The organism is Pseudomonas sp. SORGH_AS_0211 (assembly GCF_031453455.1).
GTDB classification, from domain to species: Bacteria; Pseudomonadota; Gammaproteobacteria; order Pseudomonadales; family Pseudomonadaceae; genus Chryseomonas; species Chryseomonas aestiva.
Genome location: NZ_JAVIZV010000001.1, coordinates 3299695 through 3323752, shown reverse-complemented (window position 1 = coordinate 3323752; position 24058 = coordinate 3299695). Strand labels below are relative to the sequence as shown.

Genomic DNA, 24058 nt, shown 5'->3' with positions numbered 1-24058 from the left:
CAGGGCTCGACTAGCGGGCCCGCCAGCATAGGTCATCCGGTCAGGGCCGCAAGGTTGGCTGCGACCTCAACGTGTTCTCGAGCGCTGCAACAGCGATTCGGCGCTTTCGCGATTTTCCCGAACCTGCTCGATGAAGCGCTGCTGCTCCTCGCGCTGGGCCACCTGCACGCATTGCGCGTAGCCCGCGTCCCACCCTTGCTGGTAGGGCTTTTCCGCGGCGAAGCGACGGGCGTCCTTGTGCTCGTAACCGACGCCATTGACCGCCTGCTTGCCGGTCTGGCAACCGTCGCTGAAGCCGTCGGCATAGGCCGGGGGGTAGCCCTTGGCGATCAACTGGTCGTGGTAACTGGTGCAAGCCGCGAGACTGGCCAGCAGGACGAACAACGAGGCGAGACGACGAGAGACAGCCATGGGAGCCTCCTCACGGGATACTACGTCTGATCCCTATGCAGAAAGCTTAGTTGGCGCCTGGTGAGAATTTCGTCAAAAAACGCCTGGGTCGAAAAATACCGACGGACGTCATGGCAAGCCGTTCGAACCGCTGCGCTTAAATACGCGGCGGAGCGCCGCTTGCCTTGCTTCGGCTGTCATCCCGGTCGCAGAATGCGGACACTGCTTGCATGCCTGACAAGGACTTACGATGCACGATCCCGTCGCAGCCGGTCTCCGGCTCGCCCCTGATGAGCTGACCCGCCCCTTCGCCCCCGAACAGTTTTCCTTCGCCGATACCGATCAGCTCGAGCCCTTCCGCGGCATCCTGGGTCAGGAGCGCGCGGTGGAGGCCCTGCAGTTCGGCGTGGCCATGCCGCGGCCCGGCTACAACGTCTTTGTCATGGGCGAGCCGGGCACCGGTCGTTTCTCCTTCGTCCAGCGCTATCTCAAGGCCGAAGCCAAGCGCCAGCCGACGCCCAACGACTGGGTGTACCTGAATCACTTCGAAGAGCCCCGGGCGCCAAGCGTGCTGGAGTTGCCCCCCGGCGAGGGCGAGGCCTTCGTGGCCGACATGGCCCACTTCATCGACAACCTGCTGGCCACCTTCCCGGCGGTATTCGAGCATCCGGCCTTCCAGCAGAAGAAGAGCGCCATCGAGCGCGCCTTCAACCAGCGCTATGACCAGGCGCTGGACGTGGTGGAAAAGCTCGCCCTGGAAAAGGAGATCGCCCTCTACCGCGACGCCAACAATGTCGCCTTCACCCCGATGAAGGAGGGCAAGGCGCTGGATGAAGCCGACTTCGCCCAGTTGCCCGAAGCCGAGCGCGAGCGTTTCCACGCCGACATCTCCAGCCTGGAAGAGCGCCTCAACGAAGAGCTGGCCAGCCTGCCGCAGTGGCGGCGAGAATCGAGCAACCAGCTGCGCGCCCTGAATGAAGACACCATCATCCAGGCCCTGCAGCCGCTGCTGGCGCCGCTGTCGGAAAAGTACAACGACAACCCCGGGGTCTGCGCCTATCTGCAGGCCATGCAGGTGGACCTGCTTAAGACGGTGGTCGAGCAACTGGCCGATGACGCCAAGCCCGACATGCAGCGGCGCAAGGAATTGCGCGAGCAGTACGAGCCCAATCTGATCATCGGCCACCACGTCACCGGGGGGGCGCCGGTGGTGTTCGAGTCCCATCCGACCTACGACAACCTCTTCGGCCGTATCGAATACCAGTCCGATCAGGGCGCGCTCTACACCAACTATCGCCAGCTGCGCCCCGGCGCGCTGCACCGCGCCAATGGCGGCTTCCTCATCGTCGAGGCGGACAAGCTGCTGACCGAGCCCTTCGTCTGGGACGCCCTCAAGCGCGCGCTGCATTCGCGTCAGCTAAAGATGGAATCGCCGCTGGCCGAGCTGGGTCGGCTCACCGCCATGAGCCTGGCGCCGCAGCAGATCCCGCTGCAGCTCAAGGTCATCATCATCGGCTCGCGCAACATCTACTACACCCTGCAGGAGCTGGATTCGGACTTCCAGGAGATGTTCCGGGTGCTGGTGGACTTCGACGAAGAGCTGCCACTGCGCGACGAAAGCCTCGAGCAGTTCGCCCAGTTGCTCAAGACGCGCACCTCGGAAGAGGGCATGGCGCCCCTGACCTCGGCGGCCGTGGCGCGGCTGGCCACCTACAGTGCCCGGCTGGCCGAGCACCAGGGACGGTTGTCGGCGCGTATCGGAGATCTGTTCCAGCTGGTCAGCGAAGCCGACTTCATCCGCCACCTGGCCGGCGACGAGCGTACCGACAAGGGGCATGTCGAGCGCGCGCTCAAGGCCAAGGAAACCCGTACCGGTCGCGTCTGCGCCCGGGTGCTGGACGACATGCTGACCGGACTCATCCTCATCGACACCCAGGGCGCCGCGGTAGGCAAGTGCAATGGCCTCACCGTGCTGGAGGTGGCCGATTCCGCCTTCGGCATGCCGGCGCGCATCTCCGCCACGGTCTACCCGGGCGCCAGCGGCATCCTCGACATCGAGCGCGAGGTCAGCCTCGGGCAACCGATTCACTCCAAGGGCGTGATGATCCTGACCGGCTACCTGGGCAGTCGCTATGCCCAGGAATTTCCGCTGTCGATCTCGGCCAGCATCGCCCTGGAGCAGTCCTATGGCTATGTCGACGGCGACAGCGCCTCCCTCGGCGAAGCCTGCACCCTGATCTCCGCGCTGTCCCGCACGCCGCTCAAGCAGTGCTTCGCCATCACCGGCTCCATCAACCAGTTCGGCGAGGTGCAGCCGGTCGGCGGGGTGAACGAGAAGATCGAAGGCTTCTTCCGCCTCTGCCAGGCCCGCGGTCTGACCGGCGAGCAGGGCGTGATCATCCCGCGTGCCAACGTCACCAACCTGATGCTTGACGAGACCGTGCTGGCAGCGGTGCGCGAAGGACTGTTCCATGTCTATGCCGTCCGCCAGGCGGACGAGGCTCTTTCGCTGCTGGTGGGCGAGCCCGCCGGTGCACCGGATGCCAAGGGGCGCTTCCCAGACGGCAGCGTAAATGCGCGCGTGGTGCAGCGTCTCAAGGAAATCGCCGAGCTCGAGCTGGAAGATGAACTGGCCGACAAACTCAGTGATAACTCCAAGGCAAAAGGGAAAAACAACGAAGCGGAGGAGAACTGAGCTCCGAGGGGCAGGTCGGATTTTGTACAAGGCGTCGCAGCCCAAGTAGCACGGCGCCCAGACCCGCTTGCCCCCTGTTGACCAACAGGGTTGTCCACAGCCTTTGTGGATACCTCTGGCCTAGGACCGGCGAGCATTGAGCGCTTCGAGAGGATGACGCCATGTCCCGCACCATTACCCTGATCCGTCCCTGCCTGGGCCTCGTCACCCGTATCGAATGCGAAATCAAGCCGCTCGGTCAGGAACAGGGCCTCTGGACCCTGTTGTGCGCCGCCGGCCTGAATGGCCAACAGCCCACCGCGATCAAGGCCCAGGGGCCTTTCCACGGTCCCAAGGCGGCCGAAGGCGTCATGACCGCCATCGCCGAGAACCTGGTGGAACAGGGCTATATCCAGGTCGAAGAGACCCAGATCTGGCGCCTGCACATGCAGAGCGAACTGCGCAAGATGAACGGCGAGCGTGCCCACCAGCAGGTGCGCTTCCAGGTCGGCCCCGACGCCTGAGTCAGGTACAACCTGCCGCATTGGTCCGCCTGCACTGCCCCGGTATACTCGCCCGGCCCTGGTAATCCGAGCGAGTCTGCATGGAACGTCTGATCGAAAAAGCCCTTTACGCCTCCCGCTGGCTGCTGGCCCCCATCTACCTGGGGTTGTCCCTGGCATTGGTCCTGCTGGCGCTCAAGTTCTTTCAGGAAGTCTTCCACGTCCTGCCGCACATCTTCCAATCCACCGAAGCCGAACTGATCCTGCTGGTCCTGTCGCTTATCGACATGGCGCTGGTGGGTGGCCTGCTGGTCATGGTGATGATCTCCGGCTACGAGAACTTCGTCTCCCAGCTGGACATCGACGAAGGCTCGGAAAAGCTCGCCTGGCTGGGCAAGATGGATTCGGGCTCGTTGAAGAACAAGGTGGCTGCCTCCATCGTCGCCATCTCCTCGATCCACCTGCTGCGCATCTTCATGGATGCCCAGAACACCAATCCCGAATACCTCAAGTGGTACGTGATCATCCATCTAGTGTTCGTGGTCTCGGCCTTCGCCATGGGCTATCTGGATCGGCTGACCAAGCACTGACGGGTCGGGCGGCCATTCGTCCGCCGCCGGCAGCTTTCGTTTACGCTTTGTGGATTGCGCCGCTGCGCTTGCTTGTCCTAGGTTGTCGAATGCTCACAGCTGCCGATCGATACCATCCCTGGCGTCGATCTCGACCCGGAGGTTTCCATGCAATTGGCGGAATTGACCCAGCGCGCCCAGGCCGGCGAGGTCCGTGAACTCAATCTGCTGTCCATCGAGGGCGGTTTCTATGTGCTCGAGGTGCTCACTCGGAGCGGTCGCACGCGGCTGACCGGGTGGGATGGCCACTTCTACCGCCTGGGCTCCGCTGCCCAGGCCCGGCGTCTATTGGCCGACCTGCCGGCATTGCCGTGCTTTCTCATCCAGCACAGCGCCTATGACGAGATGGTCGGCATGGCGCCACGCTCCTCGGAACCCCTGAAGATCCCGCTGAACTACCGGAACGCCTCTTGAGCGACGGCGCCGCCCGGCGCCTGCTTCCGGTCCTTGGCGATCAGCTGTCGCCCCGGCTGGCCTCCCTGCGCGATGCCGATCCCGCCCAGGACGTGCTGCTGCTCGCCGAGGTCCAGGAAGAAGCCAGCTACGTCCCGCATCACCCGCGCAAGATCGCCCTCGTCTTCAGCGCCATGCGCCACTTCGCCATCGAGATGCGCGCGCGTGGCTTCCAGGTCCATTACCGCACCCTGGATGACCCGGACAACCAGGGCTCGCTGCCGGCCGAGATCGCCTTCTGGGCGAAAAAGACGGGCGCACGCGAGGTGCATCTGACCGAAACCGGCGAATGGCGTCTGGAGCAGGCATTGCGGGGGCTCGCCCTGGCGGTGCCTGTGCAGTGGTACGGCGATGATCGATTCCTCTGCAGCCGCGCCGCCTTTGCCCGCTGGGCCGGGGCCCGTACCGAGTTGCGGATGGAGGCCTTCTACCGCGGCATGCGCAGGCGACACGGCTGGTTGATGGAAGGGGAGGACGAACCCTGTGGCGGGGTCTGGAATCTGGACAGGGACAATCGCCAGGCCCTGCCCAGGGGCCATCCTGTCCCCGAGCCCTTCAGCTGCCCGCCCGATGCCTGTACCCGGGAGGTGCTCCACCTGGTCGGGCAGCGCTTCGCCCACCACTATGGTCGTTTGGAAGGTTTCGACTATCCGGTGACCCGTACCGAGGCCGAGCGCCTCTGGCAGCACTTCCTGGCGTCTGGCCTGCGCGACTTCGGCAGCTACCAGGACGCCATGGCCAGTGGCGAGCCCTATCTGCATCACGCCCGGATCAGCGCGGCGCTCAATATCGGGCTGCTGGATCTGCGTCAGCTCTGCGCCGACGTGGACGCCGCCTATCGCGAGGGCAGGGTGCCGCTCAACAGCGCCGAGGGTTTTCTGCGTCAGCTGATCGGTTGGCGGGAGTACGTCCATGGCGTCTACTGGCTGCGCATGCCCGAATACCGGGAGCTCAATGCGCTGGGCAATACCCGGGCGCTACCGGAGTTCTACTGGACCGGGACGACCAGCATGGCCTGCCTGCGCGAAGCCATCGGCCAGACCCTGGCGCTGGGTTACGCTCACCATATCCAGCGGCTGATGGTGACCGGCAACTTCGCCCTGCTGGCCGGCATCGCGCCCCAGGCCATCGGCGAGTGGTACCTGGCGGTCTACCTGGATGCCTTCGAGTGGGTCGAGCTGCCCAACACCCAGGCCATGGTGATGCACGCGGACGGTGGCTACCTGGCGAGCAAGCCCTATTGCGCCAGCGGCCAGTACATCCGTCGCCAGTCCGACTACTGCAAGGGCTGCCACTATCAGGTCGGCGAGGCCCTGGGCGAGCGGGCCTGCCCCTTCAATGCCCTCTACTGGCATTTCCTGATCCGCCATCGCGGGCGCTTCGCCCACTATCCGCGCATGCTCAATCTCTATCGCAATCTCGATCGTCAGACTCCCGAGCGGCAACAGGCGCTGTGGCAGCGGGGCGAGGCACTGCTGGCGCGTCTCGACGCAGGAGAATCCCTATGAAGAAGGCCGATCTGCCCACCAAGCTCTGCCCGGTCTGCCAGCGGCCCTTCACCTGGCGCAAGAAGTGGGAGCGCAACTGGGACGAGGTGCGCTACTGCTCCGAGCGCTGTCGCCGCCAGCGTGGCAGCCTGGGCGGCGGCGAGTCGAGTCCCTGATGTGCTAGGCTCGGCTCCTTTTTGACGATGGAAACGCTGCTATGAACGACATCCTGCTCGACACCGACGAAGCCCGCGTCAGCTATGGCATCGGCCGCCAGCTGGGCGATCAGCTGCGCCAGAATCCGGTCCCCGGCATGCAGCTGGCGGCCGTGCTCGCCGGTCTCAACGAAGCCTTCGATGGCCAGAATTCCCGGGTGGACGTCGAGTCGCTGAACGCCAGCTTCCGGGTCATCCGCGAGCGCATGCAGGCGGAAGCCCAGATCAAGGCCGCCGCTGCCGCCCAGGAAGGTGTCGACTACCTGAAGGCCAATGCCGAGCGTCCTGGCGTCGTGGTGCTGCCGTCCGGTCTGCAGTACGAGGTGCTCACCCAGGGTGAAGGCGCTACGCCGACTCGCGAAGACCAGGTACGTACCCACTACCACGGCACCCTCATCGATGGCAGCGTGTTCGACAGCTCCTACCAGCGCGGCCAGCCGGCCGAGTTTCCGGTGGGCGGCGTGATCGCCGGCTGGACCGAAGCCCTGCAACTGATGCCTGCCGGCAGCAAGTGGCGCCTGCATGTGCCCAGCGAACTGGCCTATGGCGCCCAGGGCGTCGGCGGCATCCCGCCGCACAGCGTGCTGGTGTTCGACGTCGAGCTGCTCGACGTCCTTTAACGCTAGCAGTCCAGCTGCAGCGCCTCGTTGTCCGGGCGCAGGGCCAGGGCGTAGCTGAACAGGAAGACCTGGCGGATCTGCTCCTTCACTACCCGCGGTTCGCTGGAGGTGAGGCTGTGCAGATCCAGCTCGCCCAGGTCCTTGAGTTCTTCCAGGGCCGTCTCGTCCAGTTCCGCGCAGACCTTGCCGGTTTCCCGGTTGAGGATGCGCAGATAGGGATGCGGCCGGTCCAGCCAGGCGTCGATCAGATAAGTCATGGCAAGAGCTCCTGCTGTGCTATTTATGAGAATAATTCTTATTCAATAAATAGCAAGCCGATTACCTGACTTTTTTAGTAGGACATGAAAAAGCCCGCAGTTTGGCGACGGCGGGCTTGGTCAGTCGACGGCAGGCCTCAGTGGGTACGGGCCACCGAGAAGCGACCCAGGTCGGCGAGCGCGTCGCGATATTCGCTGGCGGGCAGGGCGTCCAGGCAGGCGATGGCCCGCTCGGCAAATTCCTGCGCCTTGCGCGCGGTATAGTCCAGGGCGCCGGCGGCTTCGACGGCGGCGCGCACGCCTTCCAGATCCTGGCTACCGCCCTGGCGGATCGCCTGGCGTACCAGTGCGGCCTGTTCGGCAGTGCCTTCGCGCATGGTCACGATCAGCGGCAGGGTCGGTTTGCCTTCGGCCAGGTCGTCACCGACGTTCTTGCCCAGGGCCACGGCGTCGCCCTGGTAGTCGAGCAGGTCGTCGACCAGCTGGAAGGCCACGCCCAGATGATCGCCATAGCGGCGTAGGGCGTCGGCCTGTGCGGCGCTGGCGCCGGCCAGGATCGCCGCGCTGTGGGTGGAGGCCTCGAAGAGCATGGCGGTCTTGCCGCGAATGACCTCCATGTAGATCTCTTCGGTGGTGCTGGCGTCGCGGATCTTCGACAGCTGCAGCACCTCGCCCTCGGCGATGACGCGAGTGGCCTGGGAGATGATGCGCATCACCTCCATGGAGCCCAGCGCCACCATCATCTCGAAGGAGCGGGCATAGAGGAAGTCGCCGACCAGCACGCTGGGGGCATTGCCCCAGAGGGCGTTGGCGGTGGAACGGCCACGGCGCATCCCCGAGGCATCGACGACGTCGTCGTGCAGCAGGGTGGAGGTGTGCAGGAATTCGATGGTCGCCGCCAGCAGCTGCAGATCGTGGTCGGCGCGCCCGAGCGCCTTGCCGGCCAGCAGTACCAGCAGCGGACGCAGGCGTTTGCCGCCCGCGGAGACGATGTAGTCGCCAATCTTCTCGACCAGCGGCACGCGCGAGGTCAGCTGCTGGCGGATGATGCCGTCTACGGCGGCGAAATCGTCCGTCACCACGCGATAGAAGGACTGGGATTGCTGCGTCATTGAGAGGTGTCCACTGGAGGTCCGGGCAATATTCAGGCGGCCGGATGGCGCATGACCGCCAGACTATGCCCTAGGGACAGGCACGAGTGCCATGCCCAGGGATTGCCATCGCGCTCCCGCGGCTCGCCGCTCCTGCCGATTCGGCTGGGCACCGGCCCGGCATGGCCGCTGAACGAGGTTGCGCGGCATGCTAGGGGTGGGGTGGGGGGCTGTCAAGGCGCGGGCGGACGGCTCTTGCCTCCTGGCCCGGGCTTGCGTAGAATCGCGGGCCCTGAACATTCCTAGGGTTGACCCCCTGTCTTACGCAATTGCGCGGCGGTCCTTCCGGTCCCGTGCAGCCATGCCGGTCGACGATACCTCCTATAAAGCACCGGGTGAGCAGGTTTAACGGAGATTTACCATGTCCTACGCAGTTATCGTTACCGGTGGCAAGCAATACAAGGTCGCCGAAGGCGAATACCTGAAGGTCGAGAAGCTCGACATCGCCACCGGTGAAACCGTCACCTTCGACCAGGTTCTGCTGGTTGGCAACGGTGACGACGTCAAGATCGGTCTGCCGGTCGTTGATGGTGCCAAAGTGACCGCCGAAGTGACCGCCCAAGGCCGTCACGACAAGGTCACCATCATCAAATTCCGTCGTCGTAAGCATCACATGAAGCGTCAGGGCCACCGTCAGTGGTTCACTGAAATCAAGATCACTGGCATCCAGGCCTGATCTCGCCTCTAACGGAGAATTGACTCATGGCACACAAAAAAGCGGGTGGTTCTACTCGTAACGGTCGCGATTCCGAAAGCAAACGCCTTGGCGTGAAGCTGTACGGCGGCCAGGTCGTCAAGGCCGGTAACATCATCGTGCGTCAGCGCGGCACCCAGTACCATGCCGGTTACGGCGTGGGCCTCGGCAAGGATCACACCCTGTTCGCGAAAGTGGACGGCGTGATCAAGTTCGACGTGAAGGGCGCCTTTGGCCGTCGTTACGTGAGCATCGTCGCCGCCGCCTAAGGCCTGTGACGAAAGAAAAGCCCTGTCTACCCGACGGGGCTTTTTCGTTTGTAGTTAAGCTATTTCCTTGTTTGCAGCGGCCCGCGAGCGCGGGAGGTCCAGATGAAATTCGTCGATGAAGTATCCATACACGTAAAAGCGGGTGACGGCGGCAACGGCATGATGAGTTTCCGCCGGGAGAAATTCATCGAGAAGGGTGGCCCCAATGGCGGTGACGGCGGCGATGGCGGGTCGATCTGGCTCGAAGCCGACATCAACCTGAACACCCTGGTCGATTACCGTTACACCCGACGTTTCACCGCGCAGAACGGTGAAAAGGGTGGGAGCACCGAGTGCACCGGCGCCAAGGGTGAAGACCTGGTGCTGCCGGTCCCCGTGGGCACCACGGTGATCGATGCGGCGACCCAGGAGATCATCGGTGACCTGACCCAGCCCGGTCAGCGCATCCGTGTGGTCCAGGGCGGCTGGCACGGCCTTGGCAATACCCGTTTCAAATCCAGCACCAACCGTGCGCCGCGGCAAACCACGCCTGGCAAGCCCGGCGAAGAACGTGATCTCAAGCTGGAGCTCAAGGTGCTGGCGGACATCGGTCTGCTGGGTCTGCCCAATGCCGGCAAGAGCACCTTCATCCGTGCGGTGTCGGCCGCTAAGCCCAAGGTGGCGGACTATCCCTTCACTACCCTGGTGCCGAACCTGGGTGTGGTCAGCGTGGGGCGCTTCAAGAGCTTCGTGGTCGCCGACATCCCAGGGCTGATCGAGGGTGCCTCCGAAGGCGCCGGTCTGGGGATCCGCTTCCTCAAGCACCTGGCGCGAACCCGCCTGCTGCTGCACCTTGTCGACATGGCGCCCCTGGATGAGAGCGATCCGGCCGAGGCGGCCGAGACCATCATCAACGAGCTGACCAAGTTCAGCCCGGCGCTCGGCGAGCGTGACCGCTGGCTGGTGCTGAACAAGGCCGACCAGCTGCTCGATGATGAGCGCGAAGAGCGCCTCAAGGCGGTGGTCGAGCACCTGGACTGGCAGGGTCCGGTCTTTGTCATCTCCGCGCTTGAGCGCGAGGGCACCGAGCAGCTCTGTCAGGCGATCATGCAGTATCTCGACGAGCGCACCCTGCGCCTCGCCGAGGATCCGGCCTATGCCGAAGCGCTGGAAGAACTCGATCAGCGAATCGAGGACGAGGCGCGGGCGCGGCTGCAGGCGCTGGATGACCAGCGTGCCCTGCGTCGTTCCGGGGTCAAGGCGGTGGACGATGCCGATGACGACTTCGATGACGAAGACGACGGCGACGGTCCGGAAATCTTCTACGTACGGTAAGAAAGGAGCTTGCCCATGCGTGATCAGGTGTCTGGCGCCCAGCGCTGGGTGGTGAAGATCGGCAGTGCCCTGCTGACCGACGACGGTCGTTGTCTGGACGGTGGGGCCATGGCCGGTTGGGTCGAGCAGATGGTGGCCCTGCATCGGGCGGGCATCGAGCTGGTGCTGGTGTCCTCGGGCGCGGTGGCGGCGGGCATGAGTCGGCTCGGCTGGGCGCAGCGCCCGACCGCCATCAACGAGTTGCAGGCGGCCGCGGCGGTGGGGCAGATGGGGTTGGTGCAGGCCTGGGAATCCAGCTTTGCCGAGCACCAGGTGCAGACCGCGCAGATCCTGCTGACCCATGACGACCTGTCCGATCGCAAGCGCTATCTCAACGCCCGCAGTACCTTGCGGACGCTGGTGAGCCTGGGCGTGGTGCCGGTGATCAACGAAAACGATACCGTCGTGACCGACGAGATCCGCTTTGGCGACAACGACACCCTGGCTGCCCTGGTGGCCAACCTGGTCGAGGCCGATCTGCTGGTCATCCTTACCGATCGCGATGGCATGTTCGACGCCGATCCACGCAACAACCCCGACGCCAGCCTTATCAGCGAGGCGCGTGCCGACGATCCGGCCCTGGATCTGGTCGCTGGCGGTACCGGCGGTGCCCTGGGGCGTGGCGGCATGCAGACCAAGCTGCGCGCTGCCCGTCTGGCGGCACGTTCCGGTGCCTATACCGTCATCGTCGGGGGACGCATCCAGCAGGTGCTCAGTCGCCTGCAGCAGGGCGAGCAGCTGGGGACCCTGCTGTCACCCGAGCGCGGCCTGGTGGCGGCGCGCAAGCAGTGGCTGGCCGGGCATCTGCAGGTGCGTGGCACCCTGCGCCTGGATGCCGGTGCGGTGCAGGCCCTGGTGGGCGGTCATCGCAGTCTGTTGCCGGTGGGTGTGCGGGAGCTGGAAGGCAGCTTCCGGCGTGGCGAGATGGTCGCCTGCGTCGGTCCGGACGGGCGCGAGGTGGCGCGCGGCCTGGTCAACTACAGTGCGACCGAGGCGCGACGCATCCTGGGGCGGCCCTCGGATGCCATCGTCGTCGAGCTGGGCTACGTCTACGAACCCGAGCTGATCCACAGGGACAATCTGGTCCTGGTCTGACGATCCTGGCGCCTCTCCGGAGGCGCTGGGCGCTCAAATCGCAGGCAATAAAAAACCGGCCTGGGCCGGTTTTTTGTTCGAACGCTTATCAGGCAGCGGCGGGGGTAGCCAGGGCCTTGATGTGAGCGTTCAGGCGGCTCTTGTGACGAGCGGCCTTGTTCTTGTCGATGATGCCCTTGTCGGCCATGCGGTCGATGACCGGAACGGCAGCAACGTAAGCGGACTTGGCTTTTTCCAGGTCCTTGGCTTCGATCGCCTTGACGACGTTCTTGATGTAGGTACGCACCATGGAGCGCAGGCTCGCATTGTGGCTGCGACGCTTCTCAGCCTGTTTGGCGCGTTTTTTGGCGGAGGGGGAGTTAGCCACCGTGGAGCTCCTTCGAAAAAGACTGTATTGGGTACAGAGCGAACTCTGTAGCAAGTACAGAGCTAAATTAAGGTCGCGAATCTTGACGTCCCTGGCGGCGGCTGTCAAGGCCGTCTGGATGGATATCCGGCTGGTCGCCGATGAAGGGCCTCGTTACACTCGATCGCTTGTGCCCATCGCACGACTGCGCTCGCGCGCTTCCTTCGTCACGTCCCGCTGCGCTCACCGAGTCCTCTTCCAGCCATGAATCTGCTCAAGTCCCTGGCCGCCGTCAGCTCCATGACCATGCTGTCCCGCGTGCTGGGTTTCGTGCGCGACACCATCGTCGCCCGCACCTTTGGCGCCGGCATGGCCACCGACGCCTTCTTCGTCGCCTTCAAGCTGCCCAATCTCCTGCGCCGCATCTTCGCCGAGGGCGCCTTTTCCCAGGCCTTCGTGCCCATCCTGGCCGAATACAAGGCCCAGCAGGGCGAGGAGGCCACCCGTACCTTCCTGGCCTATGTCAGCGGCCTGCTGACCCTGGTGCTGGCGGTGGTCACGGTGCTGGGCATGCTGGCCGCGCCCCTGGTGATCTGGATCACCGCGCCGGGCTTTGCCGATACCCCGGAGAAATTCGCCCTCACGTCCAGCCTGCTGCGGGTGACCTTTCCCTACATCCTGCTGATCTCCCTGGCCTCCCTGGCCGGCGCCGTGCTCAATACCTGGAACAGATTCAACGTGCCGGCCTTCGTGCCGACCCTGCTCAACATCAGCATGATCGTCTTCGCGCTGTTCCTGACGCCCTATTTCGATCCGCCGATCATGGCGCTGGCCTGGGCGACCCTGGTGGGCGGCCTGGCCCAGTTCCTCTATCAGCTGCCCCACCTCAAGCGCATCGGCATGCTGGTGCTGCCGCGGCTGAATCTGCGCGACACCGGCGTCTGGCGGGTCATGAGGCAGATGGGCCCGGCGATCCTCGGGGTCTCGGTCAGTCAGATCTCGCTGATCATCAACACCATCTTCGCCTCCTTCCTGGCGGCCGGCTCGGTGTCCTGGATGTACTACGCCGATCGCCTGATGGAGCTGCCGTCGGGGGTGCTCGGCGTGGCGCTGGGGACCATCCTGCTGCCGGCGCTGTCGCGTACCTACGCCAAGGCCGATCGCCAGGAGTATTCGCGACTGCTCGACTGGGGTCTGCGCCTGTGCTTCCTGCTGGTGCTGCCCTGTTCCGCGGCCCTGGCGCTGCTGTCCGAGCCCCTGACCGTCTCGCTGTTCCAGTACGGTCGCTTCGATGCCCATGACGCCCTGATGACCCAGCGGGCGCTGGTCGCCTATGCCGTGGGGCTGCTCGGCATCATCCTGGTCAAGGTGCTGGCGCCGGGCTTCTATGCCCAGCAGAACATCAAGACGCCGGTGAAGATCGCCCTCTTCACCCTGGCGGTGACCCAGGTGCTCAACCTGATCCTGATCGGGCCGCTGCAGCACGTCGGCCTGGCCCTGGCCATAGGCCTGGCGGCCTGTCTCAACGCCGGCCTTTTATTCTGGCAGTTGCGCCGCCATAACCTGTTCATCCCCCAGCCCGGCTGGACGGGCTTCCTGCTCCGGCTGCTGATCGCGGTGGTGGTGATGACCGCCGTCCTGTTCGGTCTGATGCAACTGCTGCCCAGCTGGAGCGAAGGGCTGATGTGGCAGCGCCTGCTGCGTCTGGGTGGGCTGGTCGCGGCGGGGGTGCTGGCCTATTTCACCAGTCTCTTCCTGCTCGGCTTCCGCGTGCGCGATTTCAATCGGCGCGCGGTGCTGTGATTGCACAAGGCCGGGTGTGCGCCTGTCCTCGCGGCGGGCATCCGGATATAATCGATTAATTTCTGAGCAATCCCTATCCATGCAGCTGTTTCGCGGTCTCCATCATCTCGACGCCTTTCCCAAGGGCTGCGTTGCCACCATTGGCAACTTCGACGGGGTTCACCTGGGGCACCAGGCCATCCTCGCGCGGCTGCGTGAGCGGGCGGCGGAGCTCGGGGTACCCAGTTGCGTGGTGATCTTCGAGCCGCAGCCCCGCGAATTCTTCCTGCCCGACATCGCGCCGGTGCGCCTCACCCGCCTGCGCGAGAAGCTGGAATGCTTCGCGCGCCTGGGCGTCGACAACGTGCTCTGCCTGAATTTCAATCGGCGGCTGCGCGAGCTGTCCGCCGAGGCCTTCGTCCAGCAGGTGCTGGTGGACGGCCTGGGCGTGAAGCACCTGGAGATCGGCGACGACTTCCGTTTCGGCTGCGACCGCGCCGGCGATTTCACCTACCTGAATCTGGCCGCTCGCGACCATGGCTTCACCCTGGAAGCCGCCACCACCGTCGAACTGGATGGCCTGCGGGTAAGCAGTACCCTGATCCGCCAGGCCCTGGCCGACGGCGATCTGGCCCTGGCCGCGCGCATGCTGGGACGCCCCTACAGCCTCTCGGGGCGAGTGTTGCACGGCCAGAAGCTGGCGCGTCAGCTGGGTTGGCCGACCGCCAATGTCCAGCTCAAGCGGCGCCGACCGCCGCTGCGCGGCGTCTATCTGGTCAGCAGCCTGATCGATGGGCGGGTGGTGCCGGGCGTGGCCAACATCGGCCAGCGGCCGACGGTGCAGGGCGATGGCCGTCCACACCTGGAAATCCATCTGCTGGACTTTTCCGGCGACCTCTATGGTCGCCACCTCAGCGTGACCTTCGTGCAGAAGGTCCGCGACGAACAGAAATTCGCCTCTCTGGAGGCCCTCAAGGCGGCGATCGAAGCGGACGTCGCCACGGCCCGCGCCTACTGGCAGGGGCAACCGTCAACGAGCCTGGACTGACATGACCGATTACAAAGCGACGCTCAACCTGCCGGAAACGGCATTCCCGATGAAAGCCGGCCTGCCGCAGCGCGAGCCGGAAGCGCTCAAGCGCTGGCAGGACATCGACCTGTACGGGAAGCTGCGCGCCATCGGCAAGGGCCGTCCGACCTTCATCCTGCATGACGGTCCGCCCTATGCCAACGGCAGCATCCACATCGGTCATGCGCTGAACAAGATCCTCAAGGACATCATCACCCGTTCCAAGACCCTGGCCGGCTTCGATGCCCCCTATGTGCCGGGCTGGGACTGCCATGGCCTGCCCATCGAGCACAAGGTGGAAACCACCTTCGGCAAGAATCAGCCGGCGGACCTGACCCGCGAGCGCTGCCGCGCCTATGCCAGCGAGCAGATCGAAGAGCAGAAGGCCGGCTTCGTCCGCCTGGGCGTGCTCGGTGACTGGAGCAATCCCTACCTGACCATGAACTTCGCCAACGAGGCCGGCGAGATCCGTGCCCTTGGCGAACTGGTCAAGAAGGGCTTCGTCTTCAAGGGCCTCAAGCCGGTCAATTTCTGCTTCGACTGCGGCTCGGCCCTGGCCGAGGCCGAGGTGGAATACCAGGACAAGAGGTCCGACGCCATCGACGTGGCCTTCCCGGTCGCCGATGCCGACAAGCTGGCGGCCGCCTTCGGCCTCGGCGCGCTGGCCAAGCCCACCGCCATCGTCATCTGGACCACCACCCCCTGGACCATCCCGGCCAACCAGGCGCTCAACGTGCATCCCGAATTCACCTATGCGCTGGTGGACGTCGGCGATCGCCTGCTGCTGCTGGCCGAGGAGCTGGTGGAAAGCTGCCTGGCGCGCTACGGCCTGCAGGGCGAAGTGATCGCCACCGCCCCGGGTACCGCCCTGGAACTGATCAACTTCCGCCATCCGCTGTACGAGCGGCTGTCGCCCATCTACCTGGCCGAGTACGTCGAGCTGGGCGCCGGGACAGGTGTGGTGCACTGCTCGCCCGCCTATGGCGAGGACGACTTCCGCATCTGCAAGCAATATGGCCTGAGCAACGACGACATCCTCAATCCGGTGCAGAGCACTGGCGTCTACGCCGAGTCGCTGCCGCTGTTTGGTGGCCAGTTCATCTGGAAGGCCAATCCGGCCATCGTCGCCGCGCTGCAAGAGGCGGGCGCCCTGCTCAAGCACGAGGCGATCAACCACAGCTACATGCACTGCTGGCGCCACAAGACCCCGCTGATCTATCGCGCCACCGCCCAGTGGTTCGTCGGCATGGACAAGCAGCCCAAAGAGGGCGCTACCCTGCGCGAGCGTTCCCTGGCGGCCATCGAGCAGACCCAGTTCGTCCCGGCCTGGGGCCAGGCGCGGCTGCACGGCATGATCGCCGGCCGGCCCGACTGGTGCATCTCGCGCCAGCGCAACTGGGGCGTGCCGATTCCCTTCTTCACCCACAGGGAAAGCGGCGAGCTGCATCCGCGCACCGTCGAGCTGATGGAAGCCGTCGCCCAGCGCGTCGAGCGCGAGGGCATCGAAGCCTGGTTCAAGCTCGATCCCGCTGAACTGCTCGGCGAAGAAGCCGGCCAGTACGACAAGAGTCGCGACACCCTCGACGTCTGGTTCGATTCCGGCACCACCCACTGGCACGTGCTGCGTGGCTCCCATGCCGAGCTGGCCCATGACCAGGGGCCGGTGGCCGATCTCTACCTCGAGGGTTCCGACCAGCATCGCGGCTGGTTCCACTCCTCGCTGCTGACCGGTTGCGCCATAGACGGCCATGCCCCCTACAAGGAACTGCTGACCCACGGTTTCACCGTGGACGAGCAGGGCCGCAAGCAGTCCAAGTCGCTGGGCAACGTGGTCGCCCCGCAAAAGGTCATCGACAGCCTGGGTGCCGACATCCTGCGTCTCTGGGTCGCTTCGACCGACTACACCGGCGAGATGGCGGTCTCCGACCAGATCCTGCAGCGCAGCGCCGACTCCTATCGCCGCATCCGCAATACCGCGCGCTTCCTGCTCTCCAACCTGTCCGGCTTCGATCCGGCAGTCAATCGGGTCGCCCCCGAGGACATGATCGACCTGGATCGCTGGGCCGTGGATCGCGCCCTGCTGCTGCAGCAGGAAATCGAGCAGGCTTACGCCGAGTACCGCTTCCTCAACGTCTACCAGAAGGTGCACAACTTCTGCGTGCAGGAGCTGGGCGGCTTCTACCTGGACATCATCAAGGACCGCCAGTACACCACCGGCGCCGACAGCCTGCCGCGGCGCTCCTGCCAGACTGCGCTGTATCTCATCGCCGAGGCCCTGGTGCGCTGGATCGCGCCCATCCTGTCCTTTACCGCCGATGAAATCTGGCAGTATCTGCCAGGCGAGCGTGAAGAGTCGGTGATGCTGACCACCTGGTACGACGGCCTCTTCGCCCTGCCCGAGGGTGCGACCCTGGATCGCGCCTACTGGGATCAGGTCATGGCGGTCAAGGCCGCGGTCAACAAGGAGCTGGAGAACCAGCGCGCCGCCAAGACCCTGGGTGGCAGCCTGCAGGCGGAGATCACCCTCTACGCCGACAGCGCCCTGCAGACCGTACTGGAGGCCCTGGGCAACGAGCTCAGATTCGTGCTGATCTCGTCTCAGGCCGCTGTCCAGCCGCTGGAAAAGGCCCCGGAAAGCGCCGTGGCCAGCGAACTGAGCGGGCTCAAGCTGGTGGTGCGCAAGTCCGAGGCACCCAAGTGCGCCCGCTGCTGGCACCACAGCCACAGCGTCGGCCAGGATGCCGCGCACCCGGAGATCTGCGAGCGCTGCGTGACCAACGTCTACGGCGCGGGCGAGGTGCGCGAGCATGCGTGACGCCCCGCGTTTCGGTGCCTTGCCCTGGTTGGCCCTGAGTGTGCTGGTGATCCTGCTGGATCAACTGACCAAGCTCTACTTCCAGGCCAATCTGTCGCTCTACCAGCGGGTGCCGGTGATTCCGGACATCCTCAGCTGGACCCTGGCCTACAACCCGGGCGCTGCCTTCAGCTTCCTGGCCGATCACTCCGGCTGGCAGCGCTGGTTCTTTGCCGGTATCGCGGCGGTGGTGAGCGTGGTCCTGGTGGTCTGGCTCAAGCGCCTGCGCAACGACACCTGGACCGCCATCGCCCTGGCCCTGATCCTTGGTGGTGCCCTGGGCAATCTCTATGACCGCCTGGTGCTGGGCCATGTCATCGACTTCATCCTGGTGCACTGGCGCCAGGAGTGGTACTACCCGGCCTTCAATCTGGCCGACAGTGCCATCACCGTCGGTGCCGTGATGCTGGCTCTGGACATGTTCCGCAAGAAGAAGCCCGAGGAAGCCCATGGCTGAAATCACCATCGGCCCGGATACCCGGGTCACCCTGCATTTCGCCATCAAGCTGCAGAACGGCGACGTGGTGGACAGCACCTTCGACAAGGCGCCGGCCACCTTCACCGTCGGCGACGGCAATCTGCTGCCCGGTTTCGAGCAGGCGCTGTTCGGCCTGGAAGCCGGTACCAAGACCAGCCTGACCATTCCGCCGGAGCGCGGCTTCGGCCAGCCCAACGACGGCAACCTGCAGACCATGGCCCGGGACGACTTCAGTGACATGGAGCTTTCGCCCGGGCTGCTGATCATCTTCAGCGACGCCGCCGGCGGCGAGATGCCCGGCGTGGTCAAGAGCTACGACGACGAGCAGGTGATCATCGACTTCAACCACCCGCTGGCCGGCCGTGTGCTGACCTTCGACGTGGACATCCTGGCCATCGAGCCTGCCGTCTCCCATTGATCTACCGCCGCCCCGTGAAGCGGGCAGAGGAGCCTATGCAGATCAAGCTCGCCAATCCCCGCGGCTTCTGCGCCGGCGTGGACCGCGCCATCGACATCGTCGACCGGGCGCTGGACGTTTTCGGTCCGCCCATCTATGTGCGTCACGAAGTGGTGCACAACAAGTTCGTGGTCGACAACCTACGCGCCCGGGGCGCCGTCTTCGTCGAAGACGTGGCCGACGTGCCTGACGACGTCATCCTCATCTTCAGCGCCCATGGCGTCTCCCAGGCCGTGCGCCGCGAGGCCGCCGCGCGTGGCCTCAAGGTATTCGACGCCACCTGTCCGTTGGTGACCAAGGTGCACATGGAAGTTGCGCGCTACAGCCGCGACGGCCAGGAATGCATCCTCATCGGCCACGCCGGGCATCCGGAAGTGGAGGGCACCATGGGCCAGTACGACGACCGTGCCGGCGGTGCCATCTACCTGGTGGAAGACGAAGACGACGTGGCAAGGCTCGAGGTGCGCAACCCCGAAGCCCTGTTCTACGTCTCCCAGACCACCCTGTCGATGGACGACACCCGCATTGTGATCGACGCCCTGCGCGCCAAGTTTCCCCACATCAACGGCCCGCGCAAGAACGACATCTGCTACGCCACCACCAACCGCCAGGACGCGGTAAAGACCCTGGCGCTGGAAAGCGACGTGGTGCTGGTCGTGGGCAGCCCCAGCAGCTCCAACTCCAACCGTCTGCGCGAACTCGCCGAACGTCTGGGCACCCCGGCTTACCTCATCGACGGCGCCGAGGATATGCAGCAGAGCTGGTTCGAGGGCGTGCAGCGCATCGGCGTCACCGCCGGCGCCTCGGCTCCCGAGGTCCTGGTGCGCGGCGTCATCGACCAGTTGCAGAGCTGGGGCGCCACCGGCGAAGTCGAGCTGGAAGGCGAGCCGGAACACATCACCTTCACCCTGCCGCGAGAGCTCAGGGTAAAGGCGGTCTAGGACGTCGCTGGCGCCCTAGCGGCGCCAGCAGTCGGCGGTAGTAGCGCCGGTGCCGCTTTGGCCCTTCAAACCGGCATTGTCGAGCGTCAAGTTGCCGCAGCGATCGCCGGCCATGAGGCCGCCTGCACGAGGTGTCGCCTGAAGGGTGTAGCCAGTAGCCGTCACCGCACTCAGGCTCAAATCATAGACGGGCCGCCCTCCATCCTTGGGAGCGGTAGCGAACGGCAGGGTGGGTGCCGTACCGGCCGCATCCGTGGTGTAGCGTCCTAGGCGGGTGTAGTTTCGCTCCATGAACTGTGCCAACTCCATGAGCGAGGCCTGGGCATCGGCTCTGTTAGCCCTGCGTATGTGTTCCTGATACGACGGATAGGCGATGGCGGCCAGGATGCCAACGATGGCCACCACGATCATCAGTTCGATAAGGGTGAAGCCTCTTTGCAGGGGCTTAGCAGATTTCTTCATCACTGGTTCCTGATCTCTCGCCAAGACATTCTTCCAGAGGTGCGGTTGCCCTGCGGAATGACACTACATTTTATCCCGCCATTGGCTTGAGAGACGCAGATCGTGTCAGTTCCCTCAGTCTGTTTGTTACCCAGAAAGACTCCTTTGGAGGCTCCTCCCTCATTGAGTACCCCTGAGGCCGGTATCGACAGGTTGCCGTTGGTAAGGTAATCGCTGGTGTCGAGTCGACCGTCTTTATTGAGGTCGAAGTAGCTGTAGTTGAACCGGCTACCGTCCAACGCGTTGATCGCCATGACCCAACTGGTGCCACCACCGGTACAGGGGTCGCTGGAGGGCGTCAGGCTGGTGAAAATAACCGCGCCGCCGTGCAACGAAGCCTTGGCTATTACCCTTTCACCCGTCAAAGCGCCTGTGCCTCCTGCCGCTGCTTTCCAGATCAAGTCCATGAACCAGCCCGCCTGGCCTGAGCCAAGAGCCAAATTGCTCGTTGCTCTTGCCTGGCTCGTACCTACCGCTCCCTGGGCAATGATTCGCTGTTCGAGCAACTGATTACGGTTGACTGTCTGGCCTCTATCGATGATGGCGTAGAAGCTTTCCAGGCGTGGCTGGGCAGGAATTATATTGTCGCTGACGCGATAATAGCTGCCTGTGCCGAAGAGAATAATGGCTCTGCCGTCGGTATTTAGTGCGGCACTAAGAGGGGCGGTGATCGGCTGGGGGACGCTGCCGTAGCTCGAGCCGGTAGTGGCAGTAAATAACGGGGTGGTGGGGGTCTGCCAATTGTTTGGGTCGGTGCTGGAGATATCGAACTTCCACAGATTGCCGACTGTATCGCCCACATAGAGAGAGTCGGCCATGCGGTCGTTGTTCAAGTCTACGGCCAAGGGGGCGCCTAGTCCGCCCGTAGTTGTCAAGGTGAAAGCTTTGAGTACTTGGCCGTTGCTCGCATCCAATATCCAAACTTTGCCGTTGGTTACGTCGCTATCGCTGAAGCCGCTGGTGACGATAACACCAAATTTGCCATTGGGTAGGGCAACGATAGCTGGCTTTTGAATAGGATAGTGCATGTCGGGAGACGAGAATTCCCAGAGTACATTGGCACTGGCCATTTGGCCATTAGCGGGCAGATCCAGCGCGAATACGGAATTGCCACCCGCACCCGTAGTACCTACCAGCTGGGTGTGCCAGGCATTGTTGTAATAGACGTCGGAAGAGGCTGCAGGGCCGTCTACGTAATACTTGTGGCTATAGTCCTGTCGAGTCAGTTGATACAGGTTGCTCAAGACCCCTCGAGGTACATAAGCGAAGAGTTCGTTGCCGCCCGATGTGCCGAGGCTACCATCGAACACGTGCAACATGCCGTCGTTGGCGCCGACGGCTACGAAGGGCGTGCGGCTCGCATTACCTGTGCGGAAATCTATATATTTTTGACCGCCACCCATGGCATCTGGCAGTAGGTTGTAGCCGTAATCTGGCTGGCCTATATATAGAGGGTCGGAATTGACAATGTCACCCAGGCGGCTAGCTCTTTTCCGTAGGGGATTCACGGCAACCGTTTCCTGGCTGCGATCACCTTGAAGATAGGCCAGGCGCCGCTGGCCTTCGGCATCACTGACTGAGGTGCCGTCTCCATTGTTACGCAATGCCGCCTTGGCAGCGTCGTCCAGGCTGGTCCAATTGAAGTTGAGTCCGCCTGTGGCAAGCAGGCTTCCGCTGGCCGGCGCGCCGATGGTAAAGATATTGCCGCTACGCGTAGCCAGATCTTGGGCGTCCAGTTTGGTTGCGGCGCTCCAGGTACTGGTCGTGCTCAGGGTGCCGTCCGAATTGAATGCCTGGGCAACCAAATTGCCACTCCAGTATTTTGGACTGAAGCTGGCCTGGAACAGGGCTGCGCCAGTATTGAGCTCGGTACCACTTGCCCCGAGTGCGGTACTCGTTGTGCTGGTTTCACTGGCGATCTGGGCAAAGGCTTTCTTCAGGCTGGTCGTCATCGCCTGGGCATCGCTGGCCACAAAGAAATTATCGGGTCTTTTGTCTCCAGTGGCCAGGATGTCACCGCTGGTCCACCAGAGATTGTCGGAGATGCTGGCGCTGGTGGCATCTTTCGAAGAAAAGCTCTGGGGCACGCTGAAGCCGCCGTATTTGGCGGCTAGCCAATACTGGTTGCTCGCGCGCCCAGCCAATGTCTGGTTCTCACGCACATCCATCCAGTAGGTGGAGATCGTTTGATCGCCCTTAAGGTCGCTACGCTGGTCCTTGGTATGGGCATCGTAGGCAAGTCCGGCGATATAAGCGGAGTTACCGCGACCTGTAAAAGGGGTGTTGATAGTGATTCCTTCAAGTGATGCGACTTTCTGAGTGACGGTTTCCACGTTCACAGTCTTATCCGCAGTGACCTCTGCAGGTATCGCAGGCTCGCCGCCAGATGACGTATTGCCTCCGGGCAGATTCTTATCATTCCAGGTATTGGTATCGCCGATGCCGAGAATGACGTTTTTCTGACAGGAATAGGTAATGGGATCATCCCATTGAGTAACAACGGGAAAGCCATCCGCCTGTGCATAGCCGTTGGCGGCATCTCCCGTCAGATTGCTATAAGTGGCAACGTTACCTTGGTTTTTGAAATAGCGAATGGCGGTGTAATAGAGCTCGCTGACGGGGTCGAAGCTTTTCAGGACGCGATAGTTGTTTTGATTGTCATAGGGCATCGAGCCGAACTTGTTCAGATAGTTCAGGACGCCGCTATTAGTAATGCCAGTGGTTCCTAGCGTATTGCTAGCCTCCAGAGGGGAGGGGTTGCTGCTTTGGATGCCGGTTGTGTTATCCCATTCGGCACGGTTATTGGTAGTTTGGTCGGGATTGAACGGGCCGATGAATTTTTGGTTGGCACGCAGCACTCCGCCATCTCGGAGTGAGTTTGAGTCATTGAGGTAGCTGAATACCGAATAACGTAGTCGGTCGGAGTATTGCTGCAGTAGGCCCTCAGGTTTGTAGTTCGTGGCGGAGTAACGCTTACAGTTACTTTCCAGTCCAATGTTTGGGTCACATACCTTTACCTGGACGCGAACTCTATAGACGCTATATCTTGGTTGTTGAGTATTGTTGTTTGGGTAGTAGTCCTTATTCAGTGCGTCTCCATTCCACTGGCCTGAGGTATCGTTGGGGTTAAGGTCTGTCCAAACACTCTGCAATTCTCCCTGAGAGCCCCCGCCACCGATTCGATCATTCCAATAGGAAAACAGCATGTCGAAGCCTTGTCCTTGGAGTCGAACATACAGTCGATCCCACGCGGCTGCGAATGGAGTAGCTCCGGCAATCTCAGATTGAGGAATCAATCCTTGGTTTGAATTGAGGCGGTTGCCTGCATCGTTTTGGCCATCGTGGCGGGCCTTCTGCAAGACAGTTAGACTTGTAGTATCTCTGATGCGCGCGCCCCCCGTAAGGGCGCTGCGAAAAGGGTCAACGGTGGGGGTCGCAACCCAGTTGAGAAAGTTTCCGCTCCATTGCCTGGCTCCGCTGCATTGGCGGTTGGTAGTGGTGGAGTTAGGCTGGAACCAACTTTTGTCTAAGTTAGAAGAACCTGAGGGGCCGCCGGCATTGGCGTAGGTATATAGGTAGCATTTGTTGGAGTCAAAATAGCCGCTGTAGGTTTTGGCGGAGCTATAGCTGCCAAGGTTAGCGACCGAAAGCACGGTTGGCCACTCTACCGAGGGTACCAAGGCTAGACTGCCCGGAATGTTGCCACCGGTGGCTAAGGGCGTCTGGGAAACCGCAGGTTGAGCGGCTTGGACGAGCGGGATCAGAGCCAGGCTGGCAAAAAAGCTCAAGGGGCGGAGGTAGTTATGGAATGCGGAAGATCGATACATGAAAGGCTCTCCG

General features: G+C 63.2%; 23 protein-coding genes. 17 read left to right on the top strand and 6 right to left on the bottom strand.

Annotated elements, in window-relative coordinates:
* Window positions 1-66: 66 nt before the first annotated feature.
* On the bottom strand, window positions 67-411 hold the full coding sequence (locus QE393_RS15430) for a hypothetical protein (RefSeq protein WP_310044468.1): 345 nt from the start codon (window positions 409-411) through the stop codon (window positions 67-69).
* A 229-nt stretch (window positions 412-640) separates the two neighbouring features.
* Between QE393_RS15430 and QE393_RS15425 the strand changes: the two genes are divergently transcribed.
* The 7 genes from QE393_RS15425 to QE393_RS15395 all read left to right on the top strand — a co-directional run bounded on the left by QE393_RS15425 (window position 641) and on the right by QE393_RS15395 (window position 6971).
* Window positions 641-3085, top strand: coding sequence for an AAA family ATPase (locus QE393_RS15425; RefSeq protein WP_310044465.1), 2445 nt, complete (start codon window positions 641-643; stop codon window positions 3083-3085).
* A gap of 161 nt (window positions 3086-3246) precedes the next feature.
* Window positions 3247-3588 (top strand): hypothetical protein, encoded by a 342-nt coding sequence (locus QE393_RS15420; protein WP_007160783.1) that lies wholly within the window; start codon window positions 3247-3249, stop codon window positions 3586-3588.
* 80 nt (window positions 3589-3668) lie between these two features.
* Window positions 3669-4157 carry a TIGR00645 family protein gene (locus QE393_RS15415; protein WP_273806567.1) on the top strand — a complete coding sequence of 163 codons (489 nt, stop codon included), beginning with the start codon at window positions 3669-3671 and terminating at the stop codon, window positions 4155-4157.
* Window positions 4158-4304: 147 nt separating this feature from the next.
* Window positions 4305-4610: a DUF6482 family protein gene (locus QE393_RS15410; RefSeq protein ID WP_310044461.1), complete on the top strand. Its 306-nt coding sequence runs from the start codon at window positions 4305-4307 to the stop codon at window positions 4608-4610.
* Window positions 4607-6157, top strand: a complete 1551-nt coding sequence (locus QE393_RS15405) for a cryptochrome/photolyase family protein (RefSeq protein ID WP_310044459.1) — start codon at window positions 4607-4609, stop codon at window positions 6155-6157. Before QE393_RS15410 ends, QE393_RS15405 begins: the two co-directional genes overlap by 4 nt.
* Window positions 6154-6312, top strand: coding sequence for a DUF2256 domain-containing protein (locus tag QE393_RS15400; protein ID WP_158891806.1), 159 nt, complete (start codon window positions 6154-6156; stop codon window positions 6310-6312). The genes QE393_RS15405 and QE393_RS15400 overlap by 4 nt, the downstream gene beginning before the upstream one ends.
* A 41-nt stretch (window positions 6313-6353) precedes the next feature.
* Window positions 6354-6971, top strand: coding sequence for an FKBP-type peptidyl-prolyl cis-trans isomerase (locus tag QE393_RS15395; RefSeq protein ID WP_310044456.1), 618 nt, complete (start codon window positions 6354-6356; stop codon window positions 6969-6971).
* 2 nt (window positions 6972-6973) lie between these two features.
* On the opposite strand, the gene QE393_RS15390 is transcribed toward QE393_RS15395, so the two are convergent.
* Both QE393_RS15390 and QE393_RS15385 read right to left on the bottom strand, forming a co-directional pair.
* On the bottom strand, window positions 6974-7228 hold the full coding sequence (locus QE393_RS15390; protein WP_310044454.1) for a hypothetical protein: 255 nt from the start codon (window positions 7226-7228) through the stop codon (window positions 6974-6976).
* A gap of 137 nt (window positions 7229-7365) precedes the next feature.
* Window positions 7366-8340: a polyprenyl synthetase family protein gene (locus tag QE393_RS15385; protein WP_273806562.1), complete on the bottom strand. Its 975-nt coding sequence runs from the start codon at window positions 8338-8340 to the stop codon at window positions 7366-7368.
* 400 nt (window positions 8341-8740) lie between these two features.
* Between QE393_RS15385 and rplU the strand changes: the two genes are divergently transcribed.
* The 4 genes from rplU (at window position 8741) to proB (ending at window position 11790) form a co-directional block, all read left to right on the top strand.
* Entirely contained in the window at window positions 8741-9055 is a 315-nt protein-coding gene (rplU, locus tag QE393_RS15380) for a 50S ribosomal protein L21 (protein ID WP_007160791.1), read from the top strand.
* 26 nt (window positions 9056-9081) lie between these two features.
* On the top strand, window positions 9082-9342 hold the full coding sequence (gene rpmA / locus QE393_RS15375) for a 50S ribosomal protein L27 (RefSeq protein ID WP_007160792.1): 261 nt from the start codon (window positions 9082-9084) through the stop codon (window positions 9340-9342).
* 102 nt (window positions 9343-9444) lie between these two features.
* Window positions 9445-10656 carry an Obg family GTPase CgtA gene (gene cgtA, locus QE393_RS15370; protein ID WP_133861314.1) on the top strand — a complete coding sequence of 404 codons (1212 nt, stop codon included), beginning with the start codon at window positions 9445-9447 and terminating at the stop codon, window positions 10654-10656.
* Window positions 10657-10671: 15 nt separating this feature from the next.
* A complete protein-coding gene (proB, locus tag QE393_RS15365; RefSeq protein WP_160923903.1) occupies window positions 10672-11790 on the top strand; it encodes a glutamate 5-kinase in 1119 nt (372 codons plus the stop codon).
* A gap of 88 nt (window positions 11791-11878) precedes the next feature.
* Here proB and rpsT read toward each other — a convergent pair whose 3' ends face one another.
* Window positions 11879-12157 carry a 30S ribosomal protein S20 gene (gene rpsT, locus QE393_RS15360; protein WP_007160795.1) on the bottom strand — a complete coding sequence of 93 codons (279 nt, stop codon included), beginning with the start codon at window positions 12155-12157 and terminating at the stop codon, window positions 11879-11881.
* A 243-nt stretch (window positions 12158-12400) separates the two neighbouring features.
* Here rpsT and murJ point away from each other — a divergent pair, with 243 nt between their 5' ends.
* The 6 genes from murJ to ispH all read left to right on the top strand — a co-directional run bounded on the left by murJ (window position 12401) and on the right by ispH (window position 19717).
* Window positions 12401-13939 carry a murein biosynthesis integral membrane protein MurJ gene (gene murJ, locus QE393_RS15355; RefSeq protein WP_310044450.1) on the top strand — a complete coding sequence of 513 codons (1539 nt, stop codon included), beginning with the start codon at window positions 12401-12403 and terminating at the stop codon, window positions 13937-13939.
* A gap of 79 nt (window positions 13940-14018) precedes the next feature.
* Window positions 14019-14966, top strand: coding sequence for a bifunctional riboflavin kinase/FAD synthetase (ribF, locus tag QE393_RS15350; RefSeq protein ID WP_310044448.1), 948 nt, complete (start codon window positions 14019-14021; stop codon window positions 14964-14966).
* 1 nt (window position 14967) lies between these two features.
* Window positions 14968-17802 carry an isoleucine--tRNA ligase gene (gene ileS / locus QE393_RS15345; RefSeq protein WP_310044444.1) on the top strand — a complete coding sequence of 945 codons (2835 nt, stop codon included), beginning with the start codon at window positions 14968-14970 and terminating at the stop codon, window positions 17800-17802.
* On the top strand, window positions 17795-18298 hold the full coding sequence (gene lspA / locus QE393_RS15340) for a signal peptidase II (protein WP_273806557.1): 504 nt from the start codon (window positions 17795-17797) through the stop codon (window positions 18296-18298). Before ileS ends, lspA begins: the two co-directional genes overlap by 8 nt.
* Window positions 18291-18737 (top strand): peptidylprolyl isomerase, encoded by a 447-nt coding sequence (locus tag QE393_RS15335; protein ID WP_183633015.1) that lies wholly within the window; start codon window positions 18291-18293, stop codon window positions 18735-18737. Before lspA ends, QE393_RS15335 begins: the two co-directional genes overlap by 8 nt.
* A 35-nt stretch (window positions 18738-18772) precedes the next feature.
* On the top strand, window positions 18773-19717 hold the full coding sequence (gene ispH / locus QE393_RS15330; RefSeq protein ID WP_310044438.1) for a 4-hydroxy-3-methylbut-2-enyl diphosphate reductase: 945 nt from the start codon (window positions 18773-18775) through the stop codon (window positions 19715-19717).
* Window positions 19718-19732: 15 nt separating this feature from the next.
* On the opposite strand, the gene QE393_RS15325 is transcribed toward ispH, so the two are convergent.
* Window positions 19733-20179 carry a type IV pilin protein gene (locus QE393_RS15325; protein WP_310044437.1) on the bottom strand — a complete coding sequence of 149 codons (447 nt, stop codon included), beginning with the start codon at window positions 20177-20179 and terminating at the stop codon, window positions 19733-19735.
* Window positions 20179-24045: a PilC/PilY family type IV pilus protein gene (locus QE393_RS15320; RefSeq protein WP_310044436.1), complete on the bottom strand. Its 3867-nt coding sequence runs from the start codon at window positions 24043-24045 to the stop codon at window positions 20179-20181. The genes QE393_RS15325 and QE393_RS15320 overlap by 1 nt, the downstream gene beginning before the upstream one ends.
* Window positions 24046-24058: the final 13 nt, after the last annotated feature.

Excerpts from the sequence above, each read along its gene's own strand:
- rpmA (WP_007160792.1), top strand. The coding sequence starts at position 9,082 with ATGGCACACAAAAAAGCGGGTGGTTCTACTCGTAACGGTCGCGATTCC.
- ispH (WP_310044438.1), top strand. The coding sequence starts at position 18,773 with ATGCAGATCAAGCTCGCCAATCCCCGCGGCTTCTGCGCCGGCGTGGAC.
- ileS (WP_310044444.1), top strand. The coding sequence starts at position 14,968 with ATGACCGATTACAAAGCGACGCTCAACCTGCCGGAAACGGCATTCCCG.
- QE393_RS15425 (WP_310044465.1), top strand. The coding sequence starts at position 641 with ATGCACGATCCCGTCGCAGCCGGTCTCCGGCTCGCCCCTGATGAGCTG.
- murJ (WP_310044450.1), top strand. The coding sequence starts at position 12,401 with ATGAATCTGCTCAAGTCCCTGGCCGCCGTCAGCTCCATGACCATGCTG.
- QE393_RS15415 (WP_273806567.1), top strand. The coding sequence starts at position 3,669 with ATGGAACGTCTGATCGAAAAAGCCCTTTACGCCTCCCGCTGGCTGCTG.
- QE393_RS15420 (WP_007160783.1), top strand. The coding sequence starts at position 3,247 with ATGTCCCGCACCATTACCCTGATCCGTCCCTGCCTGGGCCTCGTCACC.
- QE393_RS15320 (WP_310044436.1), bottom strand. The coding sequence starts at position 24,045 with ATGTATCGATCTTCCGCATTCCATAACTACCTCCGCCCCTTGAGCTTT.
- ribF (WP_310044448.1), top strand. The coding sequence starts at position 14,019 with ATGCAGCTGTTTCGCGGTCTCCATCATCTCGACGCCTTTCCCAAGGGC.
- lspA (WP_273806557.1), top strand. The coding sequence starts at position 17,795 with ATGCGTGACGCCCCGCGTTTCGGTGCCTTGCCCTGGTTGGCCCTGAGT.
- QE393_RS15335 (WP_183633015.1), top strand. The coding sequence starts at position 18,291 with ATGGCTGAAATCACCATCGGCCCGGATACCCGGGTCACCCTGCATTTC.
- QE393_RS15400 (WP_158891806.1), top strand. The coding sequence starts at position 6,154 with ATGAAGAAGGCCGATCTGCCCACCAAGCTCTGCCCGGTCTGCCAGCGG.
- QE393_RS15410 (WP_310044461.1), top strand. The coding sequence starts at position 4,305 with ATGCAATTGGCGGAATTGACCCAGCGCGCCCAGGCCGGCGAGGTCCGT.
- QE393_RS15385 (WP_273806562.1), bottom strand. The coding sequence starts at position 8,340 with ATGACGCAGCAATCCCAGTCCTTCTATCGCGTGGTGACGGACGATTTC.
- QE393_RS15430 (WP_310044468.1), bottom strand. The coding sequence starts at position 411 with ATGGCTGTCTCTCGTCGTCTCGCCTCGTTGTTCGTCCTGCTGGCCAGT.
- QE393_RS15390 (WP_310044454.1), bottom strand. The coding sequence starts at position 7,228 with ATGACTTATCTGATCGACGCCTGGCTGGACCGGCCGCATCCCTATCTG.
- cgtA (WP_133861314.1), top strand. The coding sequence starts at position 9,445 with ATGAAATTCGTCGATGAAGTATCCATACACGTAAAAGCGGGTGACGGC.
- QE393_RS15395 (WP_310044456.1), top strand. The coding sequence starts at position 6,354 with ATGAACGACATCCTGCTCGACACCGACGAAGCCCGCGTCAGCTATGGC.
- proB (WP_160923903.1), top strand. The coding sequence starts at position 10,672 with ATGCGTGATCAGGTGTCTGGCGCCCAGCGCTGGGTGGTGAAGATCGGC.
- rplU (WP_007160791.1), top strand. The coding sequence starts at position 8,741 with ATGTCCTACGCAGTTATCGTTACCGGTGGCAAGCAATACAAGGTCGCC.
- QE393_RS15325 (WP_310044437.1), bottom strand. The coding sequence starts at position 20,179 with ATGAAGAAATCTGCTAAGCCCCTGCAAAGAGGCTTCACCCTTATCGAA.